The organism is Anaerosolibacter sp., from assembly GCF_029240175.1.
Lineage (GTDB): Bacteria > Bacillota > Clostridia > Peptostreptococcales > Thermotaleaceae > Anaerosolibacter.
The window spans coordinates 41,363-62,267 of the sequence record NZ_JARBTM010000023.1; the positions used below are offsets into that span (position 1 = coordinate 41,363).

Genomic DNA, 20,905 nt, shown 5'->3' on the forward strand with positions numbered 1-20,905 from the left:
TAAATAGGGGGGACACAACGCATGAATAAGAAGAACAATGTATTCTATATATCATTGGTGTTTGTGTTCGCAATAGTTCTATGGGGCCTTCTTGCCCCTGAGAACTTTGGGAGCGCTGCTAACGGACTATTTAACTACTTAGTAGGTAATTTCGGTTGGTTCTATCTCATCTCCATGTTCTCATTCGTAATTTTCTCCATATGGATTGCATTTAGTAGATACGGCAGCATCAAGCTCGGTCCAGATGACTCTAAGCCGGAATATACATACGTGTCTTGGTTTGCCATGCTTTTCAGTGCAGGAATGGGTATTGGCCTTGTGTTCTGGGGTGTTGCTGAACCACTCAATCACTTTGCTGCACCTTTAGGAATGGATGGCGGCACAGCTGCCGCAGCAGATTTTGCCATGAAAAAGTCCTTTTTTCACTGGGGACTTCATCCTTGGGCAAATTATTGCATACTAGCCCTTGCCCTTGCCTATATGCAATTTAGAAAGAATAAGCCAGGTCTTATTAGTAGTATTTTTATCCCGTTAATCGGTGAAGAAAGGGTAAATGGTCCGATTGGCTATCTCGTAGATATTCTAGCAGTATTTGCTACGGTAGCCGGTGTCGCAACTTCATTAGGTTTAGGGACCTTGCAGATCAACAGCGGGCTAAACTTTATGTTTGGTATACCTGAGACAGCAGCAGTGCAAATTGCCATTGTTGCCATTGTTACGGTACTATTTATGATTTCTGCGATTACAGGATTAGATAAAGGGATTAAGTTCTTATCGAACTTAAACATGGGTATCGCAGGTATTCTATTGATTCTAGCTATTATTATTGGTCCGACGGTTATGATCATCAATGCACTAACCAATGGGATAGGGATGTATTTCGGTGAATTTATACGAGATAGTTTTCATATCGAAGTATTTGGTGATAGCCAGTGGTTCGGCTGGTGGACGATCTTCTACTGGGCATGGTGGATTGCTTGGGCACCATTCGTAGGAATGTTTATCGCACGTATTTCAAAAGGCAGAACGATCCGTGAGTTCGTTACGGGCGTTCTATTGGTGCCTGCCGTCGGATCTTTCCTATGGTTTGCTGTATTTGGAACACTTGGTATCAACTTAGGATTAGATGTGGCGAATGAAGCCATCAAGTCTACACCAACGGCATTCTTTGTGGTCATGAGTCATTACCCAATGGGCGGTATTATATCCTTTGTAGCAGTTATATTATTGGTAACTTTCTTTGTTACCTCTGCGGACTCCGCAACCTTCGTATTGGGAATGATGACATCCAATGGAGAACTGAATCCATCTACTCAAAAGAAGCTTATTTGGGGTATCATTCAATCAGCATTGGCCCTAGCCCTTATGCTAGCTGGTGGATTAGGTATGCTTCAAACAGCTTCCATCGCAGCAGCGTTTCCTTTTGCCTTTGTTATGTTATTTGGAATGGTCTCCCTTGTGAAAGCATTAAAGTCAGACGAAAAGGCTCTCATAGAAAAAGAAGAAGAGGCAAAATAATTTCCAAAGCCCCTAAAGGTATGTCCTTAGGGGCTTAAATATTTTTCTATATTCTTAATTCTTCCCTCATTTTTTCGTAAGGAAATGGAACGGTATTTGGAAGGTGGTGCATATAGTCAAATAGATCTTCCAGCATCCTCTTTCCTTCAGTACTTTTGGCTGCTTCTCTGGGTGTTTGTCCATCAAGGGCAGGGATCGGTGTATCAATCCAGTCATCGTAGAAATTGTCTAAATGACTCCGCAGTTGTCTATTTGTTCCATCCAATCCTGCTGCATCTTCCATTATTTCTTGGTTATAAGTTTTATTTATGGGCTTCATCATATCATCCTCCATCCTAGGTTAGATAACAGTTTACCCTTAGGAAAAGATTTTATGCTAGTAAGGGTATTGCGTGATGATTTATTGTATGGCTGCATCAATATTTATGACGTATTTGTAGGAAGATGCGGCATAAGACAGAGATTAGCATTAAGGTTGAGATTGTAGGGGTCGCATAGTATGCGACCCGTAGGAATGCCATAAAATTTAGGCGGGTTGCATACTATGCAACACAGGAGAATGATGATTTATAATATGAATGCTACTCTTATCTATGCTTATGGTCTTAGATAAATCATGCATAGGGGCTATAAAAAGTGGGTATGTAACAAAAATACATATCATGATGCAAATGATCAGTCGGAACATGAAGAAAACAGCAATTGTGAACAATAAAGCATAGTTAAAAGAAGGAGGTTGTTCGATGTTAACGAAAAAAGCTTACGAATCTATGGGAAAGAATAGTTTTGATTGGTTAAAAGCCACTTATCATTTCTCTTTTGCAGATTATTACAATCCTAATCGTATGAATTTTGGTGTGTTGAGGGTTTTTAATGATGATATCATTGGCGCAAATACAGGGTTTCAAACCCATCCCCATAAAGATATGGAAATCATCACCTACGTGGTAGATGGACAGTTGACCCATGCTGACAGTATGGGAAATGAACGTAAAGTTGGCCGTGGCGGGGTTCAGTACATGAGTGCAGGAACAGGTGTATTCCATAGTGAACACAATATGGAAGATACATCTATAAGAACACTTCAGATATGGATCATCCCAGATAGAAAAGGTCATACCCCTAGCTATGGAGATCACGGATTCCAGGCCGAGGACCGAAAGAACAAGTGGCTGCACATCGTTTCAAGTAAGTTGGGTGATGCTCCGATTAAAATAAACCAGGATGTGAATTTCTATGTCTTAGAGTTAGATAAGGAAAATGAAATTCGTTTTGCAGTAGACGGTAAAAGGCAGGCATACTTGGTTCAGATAGAAGGTTCTTCACAGGTGAACGATATTGTATTGACGGAGAGAGGTGCATTGGAAATTATAGAAGAAGATATCTCAATAAGGGCTAGTGAGGATTGCCATTATATCATCATTGAGATGGAGAAAGAAAAGTAAATTTTGAAAAGTAGAAAAAATGTGGATAAGATATGGTGCTTGATTGCCGGTATCCACAATGTTTTATTTATTGACCATAAGCGGAATGGACATTAGAACAAAGGGAAAAAAGAGAAAAATATAGAATAGGTTATAAAATAGGCGTAGAAATGATCCAGCGGTGGAACAAGGAGATGGAATAAAAAACTATTGCTAAAATGATCTAAAGAGACTATACTATAATTGAACATATGAATATATGTTCATATATACATAGAAAGGATGATAATATGACAAATCAGATTAACGCAGATTCATGTAATTGTAATATTATCCATGAAGATGTAGTCAATAGAGTGAAGCAGGTAATGCCTCAAGAGGAAAAGCTATATGATTTGGCTGAACTGTTTAAAGTCTTTGGAGATACAACGAGAATTAAAATTCTTTATGCCCTATTTGAAAATGAAATGTGTGTATGTGATATAGCAGTTTTATTGGGAATGAATCAGTCTGCTATCTCCCATCAGCTAAGGGTGTTAAAGCAGGCAGGACTTGTTAAATTTAGAAAAGATGGAAAGGTAGTGTACTATTCCTTGGATGACGAACATGTAAAAAATATCTTTGACCAAGGATTTGTCCATATTACCCATAAATAATTTAAAATATAATTTAGGTGTATTGGAGGGAATAGGATGAGTAGAATAATCAAAAAAGAACTGATTCTAGAAGGCTTAGACTGAGCAGGCTGTACTTCTAGGATAGAAGTAGGGATAAATGAATTAGAAGGTGTCAAAGGAGTATCTTTGAATTTTATGATGAAAACCCTGACAATTGAAATAGATGATGAGAGTAGGATAGAGTCTATTGTGTCAGATGTAAGGAATGTGGTTAATAAATTTGAGCCCCATGTTATTGTGAAGGAAAAAGTCATTGATAAAGCATCGAAGAAAGCTTTGGTCCTATTAGGATTATCCTGTGCAAGCTGTGCTACAAAGATAGAAAATAAAGTAAAAGAATTAAAGGGTGTCCATAGTGCCTATATTGACTTTGCAGCAGGTAAACTGGTCATTGAGGGAAATGCGAGGGACTTAGAGAGAATAGCAAAGGAAGCAACGAACATCGTAAAGCACCTAGAGCCTGATGTAGAAGTTATTGATGAAAGTAGAAAGAAAGAAGCCCATGGACATGATGACCATGATCACGACCACCATCATGGTCATGGAAGTGGAGAAAATAAGAAAGAATTGATTAGACTAGGCATTGGGGCTGTGTTTTTTGCCATAGCGCTTGCCCTTCAAATGTCTAGTACCATGGAATTTGCATTCTATTTCGTAAGTTACATGCTGGTAGGCGGGGAAGTATTGCTTAAGGCAGGGAGAAATATATTAAGAGGTCAGGTCTTTGATGAAAATTTCCTCATGGCTATTGCAACGGTGGGTGCATTTGCGATTGGGGAATTTCCAGAAGGTGTAGCCGTAATGCTCTTTTATCAAATTGGTGAATTTTTCCAAGACTTGGCAGTGAATCGTTCCAGAAAATCCATCGCAGCACTCATGGACATTCGACCAGACTATGCCAATCTCAAAGTAGGAAATGATATAAAAAAGGTTACGCCAGAAGAAGTTGCTGTGGGAGATTTGATCCTAGTAAAGCCTGGAGAAAAAGTGCCATTGGATGGAGTCGTGGTTGAAGGAAAATCCATGGTTGATACTTCAGCTTTGACAGGTGAATCGGTCCCAAGAGAAGTAGAGCCAGATAGCCATGTGTTAGGTGGATTTATCAATAAGAATGGTCTGCTGACCATTCAAGTAAGCAAAGAATTTGGTGAATCTACGGTAGCTAAAATTCTAGAATTAGTACAAAATGCAAGCAGCAAAAAAGCACCAACGGAGAATTTTATTACGAAATTTGCAAGATACTATACGCCGATTGTTGTATATGCTGCCCTTGCAATGGCAGTGATCCCACCTTTAGTGATTGAAGGTGCCACATTTTCAGCATGGATCTATAGGGCCCTTATTTTCCTAGTCATCTCCTGTCCTTGTGCACTGGTTGTATCTATCCCATTAGGATTCTTTGGAGGAATCGGCGGTGCCTCGAAAAATGGGATACTGATCAAAGGGGGAAATTACCTAGAAGCATTAAACAACGTAGATACAGTTGTATTTGATAAAACTGGTACTTTAACAAAAGGTGTATTTAAGGTGACGGAAATCTATGGACATAACAATATTACAAAGGAAGAGCTGCTAGAATATGCTGCCTATGCAGAAAGCTATTCCAATCACCCTATTGCCACATCTATCTTGAAGGCATATGGAAAAGAAATAAATAAAGAAGTAATTGAAAGCTATGATGAGATATCAGGTCATGGTCTTAAGGTAAAAGTGAAAGATAAGGAGATTTTAGCTGGAAACGCTAAATTAATGGATAAAGAAAAGATTGAATATATACCAGTAGAAGTCATTGGAACAGTAGTATACACAGCGGTTAATGGAATCTATGCAGGTGCTATTATCATATCAGATGAGATCAAGGCTGATTCAGAAAGTGCAATAAAAGAACTGAAAGCGATTGGGGTCAAGAAAACCGTGATGCTTACAGGGGACAACAAGCAGGTAGGCGTAAAAGTAGCCAATCTATTGGGGTTAGACGAAGTGCATGCTGAACTCCTTCCAGACCAAAAGGTCGAGATGCTGGAACGATTGGATAGACAGAAATCACCAAAAGGGAAATTAATTTTTGTTGGAGACGGCATCAATGATGCGCCTGTTTTGGCCAGAGCAGATATTGGTGTAGCCATGGGTGGATTAGGTTCAGATGCGGCCATTGAAGCTGCAGATGTGGTTTTGATGACTGACGAGCCGTCGAAGTTGGTTAGTGCCATAAAAATCGCAAAAAGAACAAGACGTATCGTATGGCAAAATATTATATTTGCTTTTGGCGTAAAGGGGATTGTATTGCTCTTGGGAGCAGGGGGCCTTGCAACTATGTGGGAAGCAGTATTTGCTGATGTAGGTGTTGCGTTAATTGCAGTATTCAATGCCATGAGAGTTTTAAATGTGAAAGATATATAATTTCTATTGGGGGGCCTTATTTAGGCTCCTGAATCATTTGAAGGGGTGATTTGTATGGACAATAGCAGTAATATCAGGATATTTAGTACATGGTCAAGAATATATGATATATTCTTCGGAAGTAAATTTATTAACAAGCAGAGAAAAATTGCTATTGAACTGTTAGCAGTTAAACCAGGAGACAAAGTACTGCTTATAGGGATTGGAACAGGGGAAGACCTAAAGTTTTTACCTGAAGGGGTAAAGGTTGTAGGTGTAGATATTACAGAAAAGATGTTACTTATTGCGAAACAAAAATCAGAAATACTTGGCATGAAAGATTATGAAATTTTAAATATGGATGGGCAGAATCTTAAAATGGAGGACAATACATTTGATGCGGTTATTTTGAATATGATTCTTGCTGTTATTCCTGATGGAAACCAGTGTTTGCAGGAAGCCCATAGGGTTTTAAAACCTGGCGGAAGGATTGTGGTTTTTGATAAGTTCTTACAGGAAGACAAAGGGGAAAATATATTTAGAATATTATTGAATAAGGTTACCGTGAGATTAGGTACAGATATCAATCGAAGGTTTTCGGATATCATGGGGAAGATAGAATTGGAAGTAATGGAGGATCGAAAAAGTATTTTAGGTGGCATGTATCGCATTATTTTGCTGGGTAAGAGGCTTACATCAGAAAATAGATACTGATTAAGTTATGAAAAAACAAGTAAAAAAGTATTAAAATCCATAAAAATTAATTATTATGTTGACACATAATAATTAAACGAGTAAAATAATTGTATTAAAACCAAGTAAACCGATATGAATTGCTGAGATAGGAAGAGTAGGTTATCGGAAGCTCCCAGAGAGAGTCTCGTTGGTGGAAGGGACTTAGCTGAATTTAACTGAAGTGCATCCTTGAGCGCTGAATCGAAATCTAGTAGACTTCAGCGGGTACGCCCGTTATAGCGTTGAGGTATTAGCGTACCAAAAAGCGAGATATCATGCTTTGGTGTGATAAGCAGAGTGGAACCGCGGAAGACAACTTCTGCCTCTGTAATGGAGGCAGGAGTTTTTTTGTTGTGTAGAATCCGGAGTCTATGCAATAAAAAAGATAAATTTTATCAGCGATACAAAGATAAGGCTCAAGTGAAGTGTGGAGTTTAAAAAAATAAAAGGTATAAGTGGAGGGTGGAACATGAAAAAGAATAAAAAAATGGTATTATTCGTGTCTTTGATTTTGGCGTTTGCTTTGGTGGTAACAGGATGTACATCAAAACCAGCACTGGAAGAAGCTGCAGGAGAAATAAAAATTGCAGTTGTTGGACCCATGACAGGTGATAGTGCCCAATACGGTCAGGCTTTCAAGAAAGCAACAGAGCTTTTGGCAAAAAAGGTAAATGAAGCAGGCGGCGTAAATGGAAAGAAGATCAAACTAGAAATCGTTGATGATAAGAACGATGCGAAAGAAGCAACAAATGTGGCACAAAAGCTAGTATCAGACCAAGACGTTATAGGTGTAATCGGTCACTTCTCAAGTACTGCATCCCTTGCAGCTTCACCAATTTATCAAAGAGCAGGACTTGTGGAGCTATCACCAACATCTTCACATCCTGACTTTACAAGTCAAGGAACATTTATGTTTAGAAATGTAAATACACAAGCCATTGAAGGTCCAATCCTTGCAGACTTTGCTGTTAAGGATCTGCAAAAGAAAAATATAGCAGTGATCTACATCAACAATGACTGGGGGATTACAGCGAAAGATAACTTCGTCTCAGCTGCAGAAGCCCTAGGCGCAAATATCACAGCTGTGGAGTCATTCATCGGCGGGCAAACAAAAGACTTTACACCGACGATCACAAAAATTAAGAATACAAAGCCAGACCTTCTATTCCTCGCTGCCATGTACTCAGAGACAGGGATGATTGCCCAGCAGATTAAGCAGTTAGACTATGATATTGAGCTTTTGGGAACAAGTTCACTAAATAATCAGCAATTGATTGAGCTTGCAGGCCCAGCGGTAGAAGGATTATACCTTACAAACAACTACTTTCCAGAAGACCCTTCTGAGAATGTACAAGGATTTGTTCAGGAATTCAAAGAAGCCTATGGAACAGAACCGGATCAGTTTGCAGCAGTTGCTTATGACTCACTGGATATGATGATTTCAGCGCTAAAGGTTTCAGGCCCTGACAGAGCAAAGCTTCGTGATGCCCTTGCTGAGATTAAGGATTATCCAGGGGTAACAGGAAAAACAACCTTTAATGAAAATAGAGATGTTCTTAAGGATATGATCATTATGCAAATTAAGGATGGCAAGTTTACATTATTTAAGAAATAATGACTGAATAAAAGTAAGTAGACACCACAGTTCTGTGTTGTCTACTTACAATAATGGAGGAATTCCCATGATATTACAACAGCTTATTAACGGATTGACCCTTGGCAGTACCTATGCATTAACAGCAGTAGGTTACTCAATGGTGTTTGGAATTCTTGAGCTTGTGAACTTTTCCCACGGGTCAGTTTATATGGTTGGTGCTTTTCTTACCCTCATATTTCTAACATCCCTAAAGTTAAACTTTTTTGTGAGTTTCCTATTAAGCATCATTTTGACTGGCCTATTAGGTATACTCATTGATAAAGTTTCTCTGTATCCCTTGAGAAGAAAAAATGCACCAAAGGTAACAGCCCTGATCAGTACGATCGGTGTGTCCATATTTTTACAAAACCTTGTCATGCTGGTCTGGGGATCAGAAACAAAGAATTTCCCTTTGGTGATAAATCCTGGTGCTGTTGAGCTTATGGGCGTAAAAGTATCATTTCTTCAAATGATTATATTTTCCATGTGTTTGGTCATCATGATTGGTTTAAATACCATGATCCAGAAGACTAGAATAGGTAAGGCCATGAGAGCTACGGCCCAAAACGCAGAGGCTGCCAAACTCATGGGAATAGATATAAACCGAGTGATTATGATTACCTTCTTTATCGGCTCAGCCCTTGCTTCCGTAGCAGGAACCATGGTGGGGATGTACTATCAAACTATAGATCCATATATCGGTTATATGGCAGGTTTAAAGGCCTTTGCGGCGGCGGTATTGGGTGGAATCGGTGTATTGCCGGGTGCCATTATCGGAGGATTGTTGATTGGTGTGATTGAAACACTGTCTGCAGCCTATATTAATTCAGGCTATCGAGACGCCATTGCATTTGCAGTACTGGTCCTCATGCTGGTCATTAAGCCATCGGGTTTGTTAGGAAAACAAGTATCAAAGAAAGTGTAGGTGATAGACATGAAGCTGCTGCACAAAGGAATAGATTTTTATATGAATCATAAGAAATTGTTAATCATGATGCTTCTGGTGCCTATCATGGCAGTTCCTTTCTTTGGGTTTTCACCCTATATGATGCGTATGATCACACTAAGTGGAATTTATATCATCCTTGCATTGAGCCTTAACCTTCTTACTGGCTTTACAGGGCAGGTCTCCCTAGGTCACGCTGCCTTTTATGGAATTGGAGCATATACATCAGCACTATTGGCAATACGGTTTGATCTTTCATTTGTATATACAGCCATAGCTGGAGGTTTGGTTGCAGGGTTTTTCGGACTGCTCCTTGGACTGCCGACCCTAAGACTGAACGGCACGTATCTTTCCATCGTAACCCTTGGGTTTTGTGAGATCACAAGATTGGTTGCCCTAAACTGGATGGATCTTACCAGGGGACCCATGGGACTCACGGGTATACCTCTGCCCAAAGTGTTTAGTTGGGTGATTGATAAGGATGCTGAATTCTTCTACCTGATACTCATTTTAATCATTTTGACATGGGTTGCTATCAATAACTTAATCAAATCACGAACTGGAAGAGCCCTCATTTCCATAAGAGAAGATGAGCTGGCAGCTGAAGCCATGGGAATCAATATTTTGAAATATAAATTAATTGCTTTCACCACCGCAGCATTCTTTGCAGGCATTGCAGGCAGCTTTTATGCCCATTATGCAAGTTTTATCGATCCCCAGAGCTTTACATTTGATGAATCCATACAAATCTTAAGTATGGTTATCCTAGGGGGCATGGGAAGTAATCTAGGAGCAGCCTTCGGTGCAGTGATTCTGGTATCCATACCAGAAATGCTTCGTGGACTGCAGGAATATAGGATGCTGATGTATGGTGCCGTCCTTGTGATCATGATGCTCATGAGGCCCCAGGGACTTCTAGGAAATGTAAAGCTGGGAGATATACTGAATAAGAAACCTGTGAATGAAGAGGAGGTGTCCCAAGATGCATAAACTTCAGATCGAGGGATTAACAAAAACCTTTGGCGGTTTAACAGCAGTCAACAACGTGGCTATGCATGTGGATGATAATGAAATTGTTGGCTTGATTGGCCCAAATGGAGCGGGAAAAACCACACTTTTTAACATGATCACAGGTTTGTATACACCAACTTCAGGGCAGCTTCTTTATCAAGAAAAGGATATCACTGGCCTTAAGCCCGATAAGATAACAGACATAGGCATCGCCAGAACCTTTCAGAATATAAGACTCTTTCCTATGATGACTGCTTTGGAGAATGTAATGATCGGCCTCCATACCAGGACTCACAGTACCATGTTTGATTCCATTTTGAGAACAAAGAGACACAGGACAGAAGAGAAAAACAATATACAGCGGGCCATGGAGATCCTTGAAATGGTAGGGTTGGAGAGCAAACAGGATGAATATTCCAAGAACCTGCCCTATGGAGAACAGCGAAAACTTGAAATCGCCAGGGCTATGGCCAGCAATCCTGGAATACTGCTCCTGGACGAGCCCGCTGCAGGGATGAATGAAAATGAAACAGCGGAGTTAACAGGTTTCATCAAGGGGCTTAAGGGATTGGGAATGACGGTACTGGTTATCGAACATGATATGAGGCTTGTCATGAGTATTTGCGAAAGAATTTATGTCCTTGATTATGGCAGCAAGATTGCCGAGGGTGTACCTAAGGAGATACAGAGTAATCCCCAAGTGATCGAAGCTTACCTAGGAAAGGGGGCGTAAAGGCATGCTTTTAAAGTTGAATGATGTGCATGTAAGTTATGGTAATATTAAAGCCGTAAAGGGCATTGACATAGAAATCAATGAAGGGGAGGTCGTCACCCTAATCGGCAGCAATGGTGCTGGAAAGACAACGATCATGAAAACAATCTCTGGCTTATTAAAGCCTACAAAAGGAAAAATTCTGTTCAAAGGGCAGGATATCACCCAGAAAAGCTCCTCTGAAATTGTAAGACTGGGGATTAGCCTCTGTCCTGAAGGGAGACAGGTGTTTCCCAGAATGACAATTCATGAAAATCTGGAACTGGGAGGCTATACAAGAAGCAAGATGGAGATGAATGAAGGTTTAGAAAAGATTTATGGTCTTTTTCCAAGACTAAAGGAGAGAATGAATCAGGATGCAGGGACCCTATCCGGTGGAGAGCAACAAATGCTGGCCATTGGAAGGGCGCTGATGGCAAAACCATCCCTGCTGCTCCTGGATGAGCCCTCCATGGGACTTGCACCGATTATGGTGCAAACCATATTTGACATCATTAAGGGGATCAACCAATTAGGAACAACGATCCTGTTGGTTGAGCAAAATGCAAGAATGGCGCTAATGGCCGCTGATCGCGGATATCTGTTGGAGACTGGTAAGGTTGTAATGACTGATAAAGCAGAAAATCTTGCAAACAGCGATAATATCATCAAAGCATATTTGGGTGAGAAAGAGGAGGAATAAACAATGTCAGAAAAAATTTATACGCAACAAGAATTAACAGATGCATTTAGAGCTGCCATAGAAGATAGAGCAACTTGGTTCTATTTGATGATCAAGGCTGCCGAAAAGCAAGGCACTGATGTGGAGAAGATGGCAGAAGAGGCTATCACTGAGTTTGGTAGAATGAAGGGAGAAAAAATGGGTGCTGCAAAAGACCCAGGAGAATTCGTTCTAAAGCTTTCTACAGGCCATGCTAACCAAGCCTTTGAAATGGAAAGAGTACAGCATGATGAGAACAAAGGAATCCTTAAGTTTAGATATTGTGCCCTTGTGGAGGCATGGAAAAAGCTAGGATGCTCACCAGAGGAAGTGGCAAAGCTTTGTAAGCTGGCTAGATGTGGTGACTATGGCGTAGTCAGCTGCTCACCAGGTCTTAAACTTGATTTCCCTCAGCTGTTAAGTGAAGGGGATGAATGCTGCGAGCTTGTGGTAACAAAGGAATAGATATTTAGAAAAGTAAAAGAATTCTTCAAAAATAGATAATTTTTCTGTGAAAACAGATAGTATATAACACCTATACTATCTGTTTTTTTATATAGGTGATAAAGCAAGCACTTATATGTTTTTCATGTAATAAAATGGAAAATGGCATAAGAATATTTAATACTATAAGGAAAAGGAAGTGAAGTTTTTTCTCGTGATATAGGAACATTTGCTGTATATATTTAATCATAAATATATAGAGAGTGTACAGAGGGGATTCCTCTGTGTCACTTTAAGAAAGGATTTGATCAAAAAATTATGCTTTTTTAAAATCTCTTCATATCAAAAGGGGGAAGGTCCATGAAAACAATACCTAAAATTATGCTGTATCTCATCCTAGCAATTGTTTTACTTGCAAACAGTGTGTATATTGTAAAAACAGGAGATAAAGCCTTGGTTGTTAGATTTGGGGAAAATGTAAAGATTGAATCTACAACGGGTCTAAAATTCAAAATTCCTTTTATCGATCATGTAATCAAGTACAATACAGAAGAATTACATCAATTGGAGTATGGATTTGTTTCCAAGGAAGAAGGGAACAGTAATAAGCCTAAGCTGGGATATACAGATAATGAATCAGAGTCTCTGCTACTTACAAAGGGAAGCTATATTGTAAATGGTGAACTCATACTACAGTATAAAATCGGAAACATTTATGACTATCACTATAAGGTAGAAGATCAGATAGGTACGCTGCGTCTTGCCCTTGAAAGTGTGATCAGGCGGAATGTCCAGAATAAAAGCTTGGATGATGCTTTACTTAACAAAGAAGTAATATCCGCTGAGATTTTGCCTGAAATTAGAAAGAAAGTAAATGAATATGAACTAGGCATAGAAGTAGTAAACGTGGAAATTCAGAATATCAGCGTGCCTAGCGAAGTAAAAGCAGCTTACGATGATGTAAACAACGCTAAAAATGAAAAGAGCGGAAGGCTAGAGGAAGCAAATAAGTATAAAAATTCGATTATTCCAGGTGCAAGGGCTGAAGCTTATAAGATGGTTGAGGACGCAAAAGGATATAAATCTGAAAAGCTTGGGCAAGCCAAAGGGGATGTGGCCAGCTTCCTACAAGTTTATGAACAATATAAAGTTGCCCCTGCAGGAACAAAAAAACGATTATACTTGGAGACCATGGAGAAGGTCTTAAAATCTACAAAGAAAAAATATATTATCGACATACAGGATGGTGCTGTAAAGTATCTTCCCATAGGGAACTAGGAGGGATAGGATATGAAGAATATGAAAAAGAGCAGCTTCAAATTTCCTGGATTTATCCCTAAATATTTACCAGTACTATTCTTTTTTTGTTTCGTAGTTTTTGGATTGGCAGCATCGATTCTTTTATCAATAGTCATAGTATTGGTTCATAATAGAAAAACACTCATGGAAATGTTCTCTCGGGCAAATGTCAGTCAATCAGAAGACCATCAACAAAGTGAAGATCAAGATACAGAGATAGAAGTCGGTGAGGGAGATCTTGTAAAGACCCTTCATAAGCAGCGAATAAAGAATGCAGGGGGGAGTAAGATGAGTGAGAGTAAGCTTAAAGAAAAATTTGCGAATATAAATATTAATCCTAGTCAGGTGGTAGGACATTTTCGACTTGGAAAAAAAGTAATGGCGATCGCAGGGTTAGTTATAGGCGCAGTCATACTATTCAATTTGTGTACCTTTACAGTGGATGAATCTACTACAGTAGTTGTAAAAACTTTGGGAAACATGAATAAAATTATCGTTAGCAAAGATAATACGGTGGTGGATATTCAGAACAAATTAAAGCCAGACTTTAAAGATTTGGTGATCGTGAAGGATAAGGGTCTATTTTTCAAGATACCCTTTGTCCAAAGTGTTAATCCCTACACAAGCAAGCTGATCACGTACCAGTCAACGGAAGAATTAGTGACAACAGGAGATAAAAGACAGTATATGGTGAAATTCTTCGCCCAATACAAAGTTACCCATCCTGGTTTGTTTGAAGTAAGTATGGCGGGTTTCTCTAAAGCGAATTCGACCCTAGATAATCTGATATACCCTGTGATTATTAAAAAGATCAATAAACTTCCTAGTGAAGAGTTCTTAACAAACAAGGAAAAGCTATACAGGGAGCTGGAAGAGAGTAAAAAGGAGCTTAACGAGAAAATAGCCCACTATGGCATCGAAGTTGATGATATTGAGATTCATAGAACCTTACTTCCCCCTGCAAATATAGCATCTACTTATGACAAGATGATAAAAGAGCGCCAAGCAATTGCCCAACAGATGAGAAGTGAAGGTGACGAGGAATATGACAAGGTGGTTGCTGCCACCGACCGTGAAAAGAAAGACCTCATAGGAGCAGCCATCGAAGAAAGCGAACGTATCAGAGGAGAAGCGGATGCAGAAGCATTACGAATCTACAGCGAAGCATTCAGCAAAGACCCAGGATTCTATGAATTCTTACGTACATTAAAAGCATATGAAAGCAGTATAGACGAGGAGACAACGATTTATCTTGATAACAACAATGAGATTCTAAGAATATTTAGCGATGGAAATTAGCAAAGTATAAATTAACTCCCCGCTATGTAATGTAGCAAATCACAATTGCAATGTATCATATCCTACATTGATATGGAATAAATATGACTTTTGTATATTATAACGATAGCCAGTGGACCACCACTGGCTATCGTTATTTTAATGGCTGAATATTTGCTGAGTATGGAGAAATTGGTTTTTCAGTGGGTATAGCCCATAGAAACATAAAATGTAGCCGCTGTGATCAAAAGTTGGCACGGGAGTTGCAATAATTAAGAATATGAACTCATAAGATAGACATCTTCTATCAACAAAATCAAGGGAGGAAATCAAATGGAGAAGTTTAACGATAATAATAAAAGTTGTCATGGGGACAAAAAGCAAGGGCATAAGGGGTCACTCAAACACGGATTCATGATGATATTATGTTGTATGTTACCTATACTAGTGATCGCAGCACTGCCTTTACTTGGAATAAAGGGTGGAGGTCTATCCTCTTTAGCATTTCTACTATGTCCCCTTATGCATATAGGTATGATGTTCATGATGAGAAAATCAGGCCGCGGTGGGTCATGCCATGGTGGCGGGGATGACAAGGAGGCCATCGATGAAAAATAAGAAGAAAGATTCTAAGAAATCATTTCCCATATTTGTAGTTGTTGTAGTATTGATGGGGGCTTGGTACTTCTTTTCTGGCTTAGGTACAGATAAACCTGCTGATATCAGTTACAATGCGGAGGTTCCAGTGACTACAGAAGGAGATTTGGTCATTAACAAAAGTGAGGTGTCTGACAAAGTAAGCTTCTATGGTTACAAAGACGGAGATACCTATATGGAAGTGATGGCAGTAAAAGCGACAGATGGCACCATTAGAACTGCACTGAATACATGCCAAGTTTGTTATGATTCAGGCAGAGGTTATTATGTACAGGAGGGTGATACGGTTGTATGCCAAAATTGTGGAAATGTATTTAAAATAGATGATATACAAAAAATCAAGGGCGGTTGTAATCCAGTACCAATCATGGAGGATGAAAAAACAGAGGATGCTGAAAGCATAACGATTGCCCAAAGCTACCTAAGTGAGAACACGATGTTTTTTAGTAATTGGTCAAAAGAATAGTTTCTATTAGGAAATAGAAGAAATAAGAACAATCATGGGCTATCCTTAGAAAGGGTAGCTTTATTAAATGAACAACTACCTTCGGCTGAAATACACCAGGGCGTGTATGTTTTCATACACCTAGTGCATTAGGATTTACTAAAATGAGGAGGAGAATAGGTGAAGGAACTATTTAGGATTGGAAACTTTGGAATATATGTATTTGGTGTTGCCATCGCTTTGGGTATGGTAGCTGGATTGTGGATCATGATGAGGGAAGCCAAGCGAAAAAAAATGGATAGCAATAAAATGCTGGACCTAGCCATGTATACGATCATCGCTGCTGTGATAGGTGCAAGGGTCTATTATATATTAGCTTTTAATTTTGATCATTATCTGCAGAATCCATTAGAAATATTTCATGTAAGAAGCGGAGGATTATCTATTCAGGGGGCTCTCATATTCGGTGCGTTGTTCGCCCTATGGTATACAAAAAAGAACAACATTTCGTTTTTGAAAGCAGCAGATACCTTTGCACCTGGAATTATTATGGGGCAGGCCATCGGCAGGATCGGTTGCGATGTATTTGGTGTACCGATGGATAACATTTACCCGTGGGCAGTAAGGGTTGGAGGTCAATTGTTACATCCAGCCCAGTTATATGAAATGTTCTTGGATTTAATATTGTTTGGCTACCTTTGGAGAGGAAGGAGCAGACTAAGATACAATGGGGAACTATTTATTAAATATATCCTAGGATTCTCCATAAATAGAGCCATCGTAGAATTTTTCAGAAGTAATCCTATGGTGTTTGGACCCTTTTCCATCGCCCATATCACTAGCTTTGTTATCATTATTTTGGCATTGGTTATGGGTAGAGTCATAAAAGGTAAGCAATCAGCCGTCGAAGAAGGTGCTGGGGCTGAGAAGATAAATGTTTCGATCCTAGAATATATACTAGTTGCTGCTGTTGGCTTGATGGGTACATGGATCTACTATAATATTCACCAATAAGAAGAAATGATATCGTTCCACATTCGAATAAAAAAGGAGGTGACAAAGCAATGAATGATGAGTACGGCAAAAAAGCTATGGCTTATAAAAAGATAGGTATATTACTCATTGTGTTGGTTACCATTGTGGGCGTAGGTAAATTTGTACTCTTCTCAGATACGGACATATTTGCCTTTGCTACCAACGAGGCAAGTCAAATGGCCTTGGAGTATTACCTTGAAAAATATAGTGATCCATCCAATCCTGACGAAGCTTATGCAATGAAACGAAGATATGGTTGTCACGATGAAATTCATGTATATAAAGATGAGCAAGTGGTGATGAAAGCCATTTTCACAAATGGGAAAGTATATGAAGTACAATAACAAGAGAAGCAGCATTGAATCTATTTGAAAATTTCTGTAGGAAGGGATATGATGATACTAATAGATGATACACATATTGCTTTTCTGATTTTTCTAATAGGGAGTGTGGATACCAATGAAAAACACGAGAGATGTTTTATACGAAAAAAAGCAGATAAAGGAGCTTATTCCGGGGGAAATTGTATTACACCCTATTTATAGAACCGATGGATTAATGCTGATCAATCAATATAAAACCCTAACAGCAGATATCATTCAAAAAATTGTCTGCCATTTGCCTTCAGAAGTACCAGTAATCATTGCAGATACAAACGAGCTATATGAGCAGTTTATAGACAATAAGCAATACGAAAATACCCAATATATAAACTTACTAAGAGAAACGGTAAGTGAGTATAACAAATTGATGATCATGCCCTTGAATATCGTATCTTTTTTAGATTCGAGGGCTAATTTTCAAGATGTAATGCAAAATTCTATCACTGAGAAAAATGACAAGATGGAGAATGATTATCTAAGTTATTTGTATAATTTTCCACTATTCTTAGCCTTTGAAAACAACCTTGAATCTCAGAGGCTAAAGGACAGGGCAAAGGAAGTAAGGAAAAAATTACTGAGTGTGATTCAATCAAATAATGTGCTTCGCAGCTCCCTTGATCAAATAAGAAATTATAAGGATATCTTACTAATACATAGCATAAATACAACGAGTATTTCTCTGATGATTGGATTAACCCTGGAGTTAACGGAGGATGAATTAGTAGACCTTGCAGTTACAGCACTACTTATCGATGCATCATTAACGAAACTTCCTAAGGATACATTTAATACTCACTTACAACACGCCTCAAAACAGAATGAACTTTATCAATCATATGTGGGATTTATAAAAGCACTATCCAATGATATTGACGTGCTTAGAAAAGAGTCTATTATTTATGGTATTGTTGACTATTACGAATGGTACAACGGCGAGGGATATCCAAAGGGAAAAAAAGGTCAGAGCATTGGCCTATTTGCTAGAATCATTTCAATGGCACATTTTTACGAAGAAAAGGTAGGGGGCTATTTCCATAGTAGTGGTACGAAGCCTAGAGAAGCCATAAAATTAGTTTGGGAAAACAAAAATAAGAGATTTGATCCTAACATCGTGGATATTTTTGTCCGTAGATCAAACTTTTATAAAATAGGAGAGATAATCATTATTCCAGAATACGGCCGAGGTATCATTGTTGGGTTTGAGGATTATATCAACGCACCCCATATGCCTATTGTAAAATTTGAAGGTGGGATGACCATTAGTCTTTTAAAAGAACAAAAAATATAATAATAAAGAGGCTATCTAGAAGTAAATTGAAAAATCTAGATAGCCTCTTTATTATTTCTTCAAAACTGGAATCCATATTTCACTTTTAAAAGTAGGCGATGTTGTATCTTTGCTTTCATTCCATAAGATTTCTGGTCCTTCTGCTTGTTCATAGCTTGAAGATGGAAACCATTCAGAGTAGATACGTCCCCATATATTTTGCAGAGTTTCTGGAAAAGGTCCTACTGCTTCAAATACAGCCCAAGTGGAAGCAGGGACTTCAAGGTGTGCGAAGTCATCGGGACACGCATTGGTTGTTGCCACACCGATATAGTGATCAAGTCCTCCTTGTTCTTCCATTCTTTCTTCAGAAAAATTTGTAGATGCGCTGAGGATACCCGAAGGTTCTACATTAGAAAGCTGTTTAAGCCTTGTTATAATCTCCATGTTTAAACTCTGCCACATGGCAGCAATCTCAGGATTTACCCCATGGAAAACGATAGGAACTCTTTTCATGATACCCACGATACGAAAAGCCTCTTTTTCTACAATGCGATAGTTCATTTCATTTCCTCCTTTTATGGATAATTGGAAGGTCATTGGGGGATAGGCTTTCAGTGATTGACCATTATTTCTAGCTTCTGACGGTGTCACACCATGGAGACTCTGAAACGCTCTTGTAAAAGAGTCAGGTGAATTGTAGCCATATTTCATGGCGAGATCAATGACTTTTATGTCGCTATTGCTCAGCTCAAAGGCTGCAAGGGTGAGACGTCTCCGGCGAATGTACTCTGATAGCGTAATGCCTGCAAGGAAAGAAAACATTCTTTTAAAATGATATTCCGAGCAGTAAGCTACCCTAGCTACTTCTCTAAAGTCAATTTCATCCCTCAGATTTTCTTCAATATAGCCTAATGCGCCATTCATTCTTTCAAGCAAATCCATTTGTATGACCTCCTTCTTAATAACAGAATAACAAAAATGCAATGAGTTTATCCGACATTTCGTGCACAGTTATGTAGGATTCAATTCATTAAGTGTTTTTTGTATAAACAGGTGAAGCATATACTTTGAATATAGGTGTATATACCTAAAAATATAATAAATGGAATAAAAATACAATAAATCTTACAATCTTCTATTGATTTCTAATATAATAAATAGGGAAGGGGTTTTCAATAAAGATATCAGTAAAAAAGGGGGATAATTCTTTGAGCGAAAATATGTACGATCCTAATGAAAGCAATATATATACTGAAACGTTAAATCCGTGGATTAGTATTTGGACCAAGCCGAGAGCAACCATCAGACAAATCCTGGATAGTAAATCCCAGGCATATATAAATATTTTAGCCATGGCAGGGGGAATCGCGACAGCATTGGATAAAGCTTCTGAAAAAAACTATGGTGACACAAATGGCGTATTTTCAATATTAATTATGGCTATCTTCGGAGGTGCCATCGGAGGATTGATTACCCTGTATATTGGTAGTGCGCTTATCTACTGGACAGGGAAATGGATCGGTGGACAAGGGGAATACGATGAAATCAAAGTCGCCGCTGCCTGGGCCAATGTTCCGCTCATATGGGGACTACTGCTGTGGATACCCACTATAGCACTCTACGGCAGTGCATATTTTTCAAGCGACCTAGCGGATTTAGGATACAGTATGGGACTATCGATATTCGCTATCATTCTGTCGATCATAGCAGTTATATTAGGGGTATGGAGTTTCATCATTCAGCTCAAATGTCTTGGCGAAGCGCAAAGATTTTCAGCCTGGAAGGCCCTTGGGAATATCATACTGTCTGTTTTGGTCATCATTGTACCGATCCTGTTGCTCGTCGTACTTTTAAGTGCCTTTTAAATGAGAGAAGGTAATTGGAACATAATCAACGATAAAAGTAGTAAAAATAATTTAAGCAGATGGAATAAATTTCATATAGACACTGTTTAATATTTATGGTAAGATAAATCTTGTCGCTCCACAAGAGCGGTGGAACATTGTTAAATAGCTCAATGGTGGAGCATAGAGGCCCATTGGTCAAGCGGTCAAGACACCGCCCTTTCACGGCGGTAACCCGGGTTCGATTCCCGGATGGGTCACCAATTTAGAAGCAAGAGGCGAGAAGCGAGAGGCAAGAAAAGAGAAAAAGATTTTATCTTGCTTCCGGCATCCCGTATCTGGCATCCAAATAAGGGCGCATAGCTCAGCTGGGAGAGCACCTGCCTTACAAGCAGGGGGTCATAGGTTCGATCCCTATTGCGCCCACCAAAAAAACTAAGGTTAAGGCTAAG

At 39.0% G+C, this 20,905-nt stretch carries 21 protein-coding genes, 2 tRNA genes and 1 other annotated feature; of the genes, 21 read left to right on the top strand and 2 right to left on the bottom strand.

Features of this window, described 5'->3' with window-relative positions; all coding sequences use genetic code 11:
• Positions 1-21: 21 nt before the first annotated feature.
• Positions 22-1,518: a glycine betaine uptake BCCT transporter gene (locus K0R93_RS15505; RefSeq protein WP_300303085.1), complete on the top strand. Its 1,497-nt coding sequence runs from the start codon at positions 22-24 to the stop codon at positions 1,516-1,518.
• A 46-nt stretch (positions 1,519-1,564) separates the two neighbouring features.
• Here the strand turns inward: K0R93_RS15505 and K0R93_RS15510 are convergent, their stop codons facing one another.
• The gene (locus K0R93_RS15510; protein WP_300303087.1) at positions 1,565-1,837 is read right to left on the bottom strand and encodes an antitoxin Xre/MbcA/ParS toxin-binding domain-containing protein; all 273 of its coding nucleotides are present in this window, start codon (positions 1,835-1,837) and stop codon (positions 1,565-1,567) included.
• A gap of 424 nt (positions 1,838-2,261) precedes the next feature.
• Between K0R93_RS15510 and K0R93_RS15515 the strand changes: the two genes are divergently transcribed.
• The 17 genes from K0R93_RS15515 to K0R93_RS15595 all read left to right on the top strand — a co-directional run bounded on the left by K0R93_RS15515 (position 2,262) and on the right by K0R93_RS15595 (position 18,627).
• Complete coding sequence (locus K0R93_RS15515) at positions 2,262-2,963, top strand: pirin family protein (RefSeq protein ID WP_300303089.1); 702 nt, start codon at positions 2,262-2,264, stop codon at positions 2,961-2,963.
• 269 nt (positions 2,964-3,232) lie between these two features.
• Complete coding sequence (locus K0R93_RS15520) at positions 3,233-3,598, top strand: ArsR/SmtB family transcription factor (RefSeq protein ID WP_300303092.1); 366 nt, start codon at positions 3,233-3,235, stop codon at positions 3,596-3,598.
• Positions 3,599-3,757: 159 nt separating this feature from the next.
• Positions 3,758-6,019 carry a heavy metal translocating P-type ATPase gene (locus K0R93_RS15525; protein ID WP_300303126.1) on the top strand — a complete coding sequence of 754 codons (2,262 nt, stop codon included), beginning with the start codon at positions 3,758-3,760 and terminating at the stop codon, positions 6,017-6,019.
• A gap of 54 nt (positions 6,020-6,073) precedes the next feature.
• Complete coding sequence (locus K0R93_RS15530; protein WP_300303094.1) at positions 6,074-6,712, top strand: class I SAM-dependent methyltransferase; 639 nt, start codon at positions 6,074-6,076, stop codon at positions 6,710-6,712.
• 115 nt (positions 6,713-6,827) lie between these two features.
• Positions 6,828-7,063: a binding site (T-box leader), on the top strand.
• A 139-nt stretch (positions 7,064-7,202) separates the two neighbouring features.
• Positions 7,203-8,348: an ABC transporter substrate-binding protein gene (locus K0R93_RS15535; RefSeq protein WP_300303096.1), complete on the top strand. Its 1,146-nt coding sequence runs from the start codon at positions 7,203-7,205 to the stop codon at positions 8,346-8,348.
• A gap of 67 nt (positions 8,349-8,415) precedes the next feature.
• Positions 8,416-9,294: a branched-chain amino acid ABC transporter permease gene (locus K0R93_RS15540; RefSeq protein ID WP_300303098.1), complete on the top strand. Its 879-nt coding sequence runs from the start codon at positions 8,416-8,418 to the stop codon at positions 9,292-9,294.
• Between the two features lie 9 nt (positions 9,295-9,303).
• Complete coding sequence (locus K0R93_RS15545) at positions 9,304-10,305, top strand: branched-chain amino acid ABC transporter permease (RefSeq protein WP_300303101.1); 1,002 nt, start codon at positions 9,304-9,306, stop codon at positions 10,303-10,305.
• Positions 10,298-11,059, top strand: coding sequence for an ABC transporter ATP-binding protein (locus K0R93_RS15550; RefSeq protein WP_300303103.1), 762 nt, complete (start codon positions 10,298-10,300; stop codon positions 11,057-11,059). Before K0R93_RS15545 ends, K0R93_RS15550 begins: the two co-directional genes overlap by 8 nt.
• Before the next feature lie 4 nt (positions 11,060-11,063).
• A complete protein-coding gene (locus K0R93_RS15555; RefSeq protein ID WP_300303105.1) occupies positions 11,064-11,780 on the top strand; it encodes an ABC transporter ATP-binding protein in 717 nt (238 codons plus the stop codon).
• 3 nt (positions 11,781-11,783) lie between these two features.
• Positions 11,784-12,263 carry an L-2-amino-thiazoline-4-carboxylic acid hydrolase gene (locus K0R93_RS15560; RefSeq protein ID WP_300303107.1) on the top strand — a complete coding sequence of 160 codons (480 nt, stop codon included), beginning with the start codon at positions 11,784-11,786 and terminating at the stop codon, positions 12,261-12,263.
• Positions 12,264-12,602: 339 nt separating this feature from the next.
• Positions 12,603-13,520 (top strand): FtsH protease activity modulator HflK, encoded by a 918-nt coding sequence (gene hflK / locus K0R93_RS15565; RefSeq protein WP_300303109.1) that lies wholly within the window; start codon positions 12,603-12,605, stop codon positions 13,518-13,520.
• 12 nt (positions 13,521-13,532) lie between these two features.
• Positions 13,533-14,840, top strand: a complete 1,308-nt coding sequence (gene hflC / locus K0R93_RS15570; protein WP_300303111.1) for a protease modulator HflC — start codon at positions 13,533-13,535, stop codon at positions 14,838-14,840.
• Positions 14,841-15,152: 312 nt separating this feature from the next.
• Positions 15,153-15,437, top strand: coding sequence for a DUF2933 domain-containing protein (locus K0R93_RS15575; protein WP_300303113.1), 285 nt, complete (start codon positions 15,153-15,155; stop codon positions 15,435-15,437).
• The gene (locus K0R93_RS15580; RefSeq protein ID WP_300303115.1) at positions 15,427-15,942 is read left to right on the top strand and encodes a DUF2318 domain-containing protein; all 516 of its coding nucleotides are present in this window, start codon (positions 15,427-15,429) and stop codon (positions 15,940-15,942) included. The genes K0R93_RS15575 and K0R93_RS15580 overlap by 11 nt, the downstream gene beginning before the upstream one ends.
• A 159-nt stretch (positions 15,943-16,101) precedes the next feature.
• Entirely contained in the window at positions 16,102-16,935 is an 834-nt protein-coding gene (gene lgt, locus K0R93_RS15585) for a prolipoprotein diacylglyceryl transferase (RefSeq protein ID WP_300303117.1), read from the top strand.
• A 50-nt stretch (positions 16,936-16,985) separates the two neighbouring features.
• On the top strand, positions 16,986-17,300 hold the full coding sequence (locus tag K0R93_RS15590) for a hypothetical protein (RefSeq protein WP_300303119.1): 315 nt from the start codon (positions 16,986-16,988) through the stop codon (positions 17,298-17,300).
• A 115-nt stretch (positions 17,301-17,415) separates the two neighbouring features.
• Complete coding sequence (locus K0R93_RS15595) at positions 17,416-18,627, top strand: HD-GYP domain-containing protein (protein ID WP_300303121.1); 1,212 nt, start codon at positions 17,416-17,418, stop codon at positions 18,625-18,627.
• A 51-nt stretch (positions 18,628-18,678) separates the two neighbouring features.
• Here K0R93_RS15595 and K0R93_RS15600 read toward each other — a convergent pair whose 3' ends face one another.
• Positions 18,679-19,551, bottom strand: coding sequence for an AraC family transcriptional regulator (locus tag K0R93_RS15600; protein ID WP_300303122.1), 873 nt, complete (start codon positions 19,549-19,551; stop codon positions 18,679-18,681).
• A gap of 266 nt (positions 19,552-19,817) precedes the next feature.
• On the opposite strand from K0R93_RS15600, the gene K0R93_RS15605 reads away from it, so the two are divergent.
• From K0R93_RS15605 to K0R93_RS15615, 3 genes are all read left to right on the top strand, one after another.
• A complete protein-coding gene (locus tag K0R93_RS15605) occupies positions 19,818-20,474 on the top strand; it encodes a Yip1 family protein (RefSeq protein WP_300303123.1) in 657 nt (218 codons plus the stop codon).
• A 167-nt stretch (positions 20,475-20,641) separates the two neighbouring features.
• Positions 20,642-20,716, top strand: a tRNA-Glu gene (locus tag K0R93_RS15610).
• A 90-nt stretch (positions 20,717-20,806) separates the two neighbouring features.
• A tRNA-Val gene (locus K0R93_RS15615) sits at positions 20,807-20,882 on the top strand.
• The last annotated feature ends 23 nt before the right edge of the window (positions 20,883-20,905 follow it).

Coding starts and splice junctions, on each gene's coding strand:
- K0R93_RS15505 (WP_300303085.1), top strand. CDS start 22: ATGAATAAGAAGAACAATGTATTCTATATATCATTGGTGTTTGTGTTC.
- K0R93_RS15510 (WP_300303087.1), bottom strand. CDS start 1,837: ATGAAGCCCATAAATAAAACTTATAACCAAGAAATAATGGAAGATGCA.
- K0R93_RS15515 (WP_300303089.1), top strand. CDS start 2,262: ATGTTAACGAAAAAAGCTTACGAATCTATGGGAAAGAATAGTTTTGAT.
- K0R93_RS15520 (WP_300303092.1), top strand. CDS start 3,233: ATGACAAATCAGATTAACGCAGATTCATGTAATTGTAATATTATCCAT.
- K0R93_RS15525 (WP_300303126.1), top strand. CDS start 3,758: ATGAAAACCCTGACAATTGAAATAGATGATGAGAGTAGGATAGAGTCT.
- K0R93_RS15530 (WP_300303094.1), top strand. CDS start 6,074: ATGGACAATAGCAGTAATATCAGGATATTTAGTACATGGTCAAGAATA.
- K0R93_RS15535 (WP_300303096.1), top strand. CDS start 7,203: ATGAAAAAGAATAAAAAAATGGTATTATTCGTGTCTTTGATTTTGGCG.
- K0R93_RS15540 (WP_300303098.1), top strand. CDS start 8,416: ATGATATTACAACAGCTTATTAACGGATTGACCCTTGGCAGTACCTAT.
- K0R93_RS15545 (WP_300303101.1), top strand. CDS start 9,304: ATGAAGCTGCTGCACAAAGGAATAGATTTTTATATGAATCATAAGAAA.
- K0R93_RS15550 (WP_300303103.1), top strand. CDS start 10,298: ATGCATAAACTTCAGATCGAGGGATTAACAAAAACCTTTGGCGGTTTA.
- K0R93_RS15555 (WP_300303105.1), top strand. CDS start 11,064: ATGCTTTTAAAGTTGAATGATGTGCATGTAAGTTATGGTAATATTAAA.
- K0R93_RS15560 (WP_300303107.1), top strand. CDS start 11,784: ATGTCAGAAAAAATTTATACGCAACAAGAATTAACAGATGCATTTAGA.
- hflK (WP_300303109.1), top strand. CDS start 12,603: ATGAAAACAATACCTAAAATTATGCTGTATCTCATCCTAGCAATTGTT.
- hflC (WP_300303111.1), top strand. CDS start 13,533: ATGAAGAATATGAAAAAGAGCAGCTTCAAATTTCCTGGATTTATCCCT.
- K0R93_RS15575 (WP_300303113.1), top strand. CDS start 15,153: ATGGAGAAGTTTAACGATAATAATAAAAGTTGTCATGGGGACAAAAAG.
- K0R93_RS15580 (WP_300303115.1), top strand. CDS start 15,427: ATGAAAAATAAGAAGAAAGATTCTAAGAAATCATTTCCCATATTTGTA.
- K0R93_RS15590 (WP_300303119.1), top strand. CDS start 16,986: ATGAATGATGAGTACGGCAAAAAAGCTATGGCTTATAAAAAGATAGGT.
- K0R93_RS15595 (WP_300303121.1), top strand. CDS start 17,416: ATGAAAAACACGAGAGATGTTTTATACGAAAAAAAGCAGATAAAGGAG.
- K0R93_RS15600 (WP_300303122.1), bottom strand. CDS start 19,551: ATGGATTTGCTTGAAAGAATGAATGGCGCATTAGGCTATATTGAAGAA.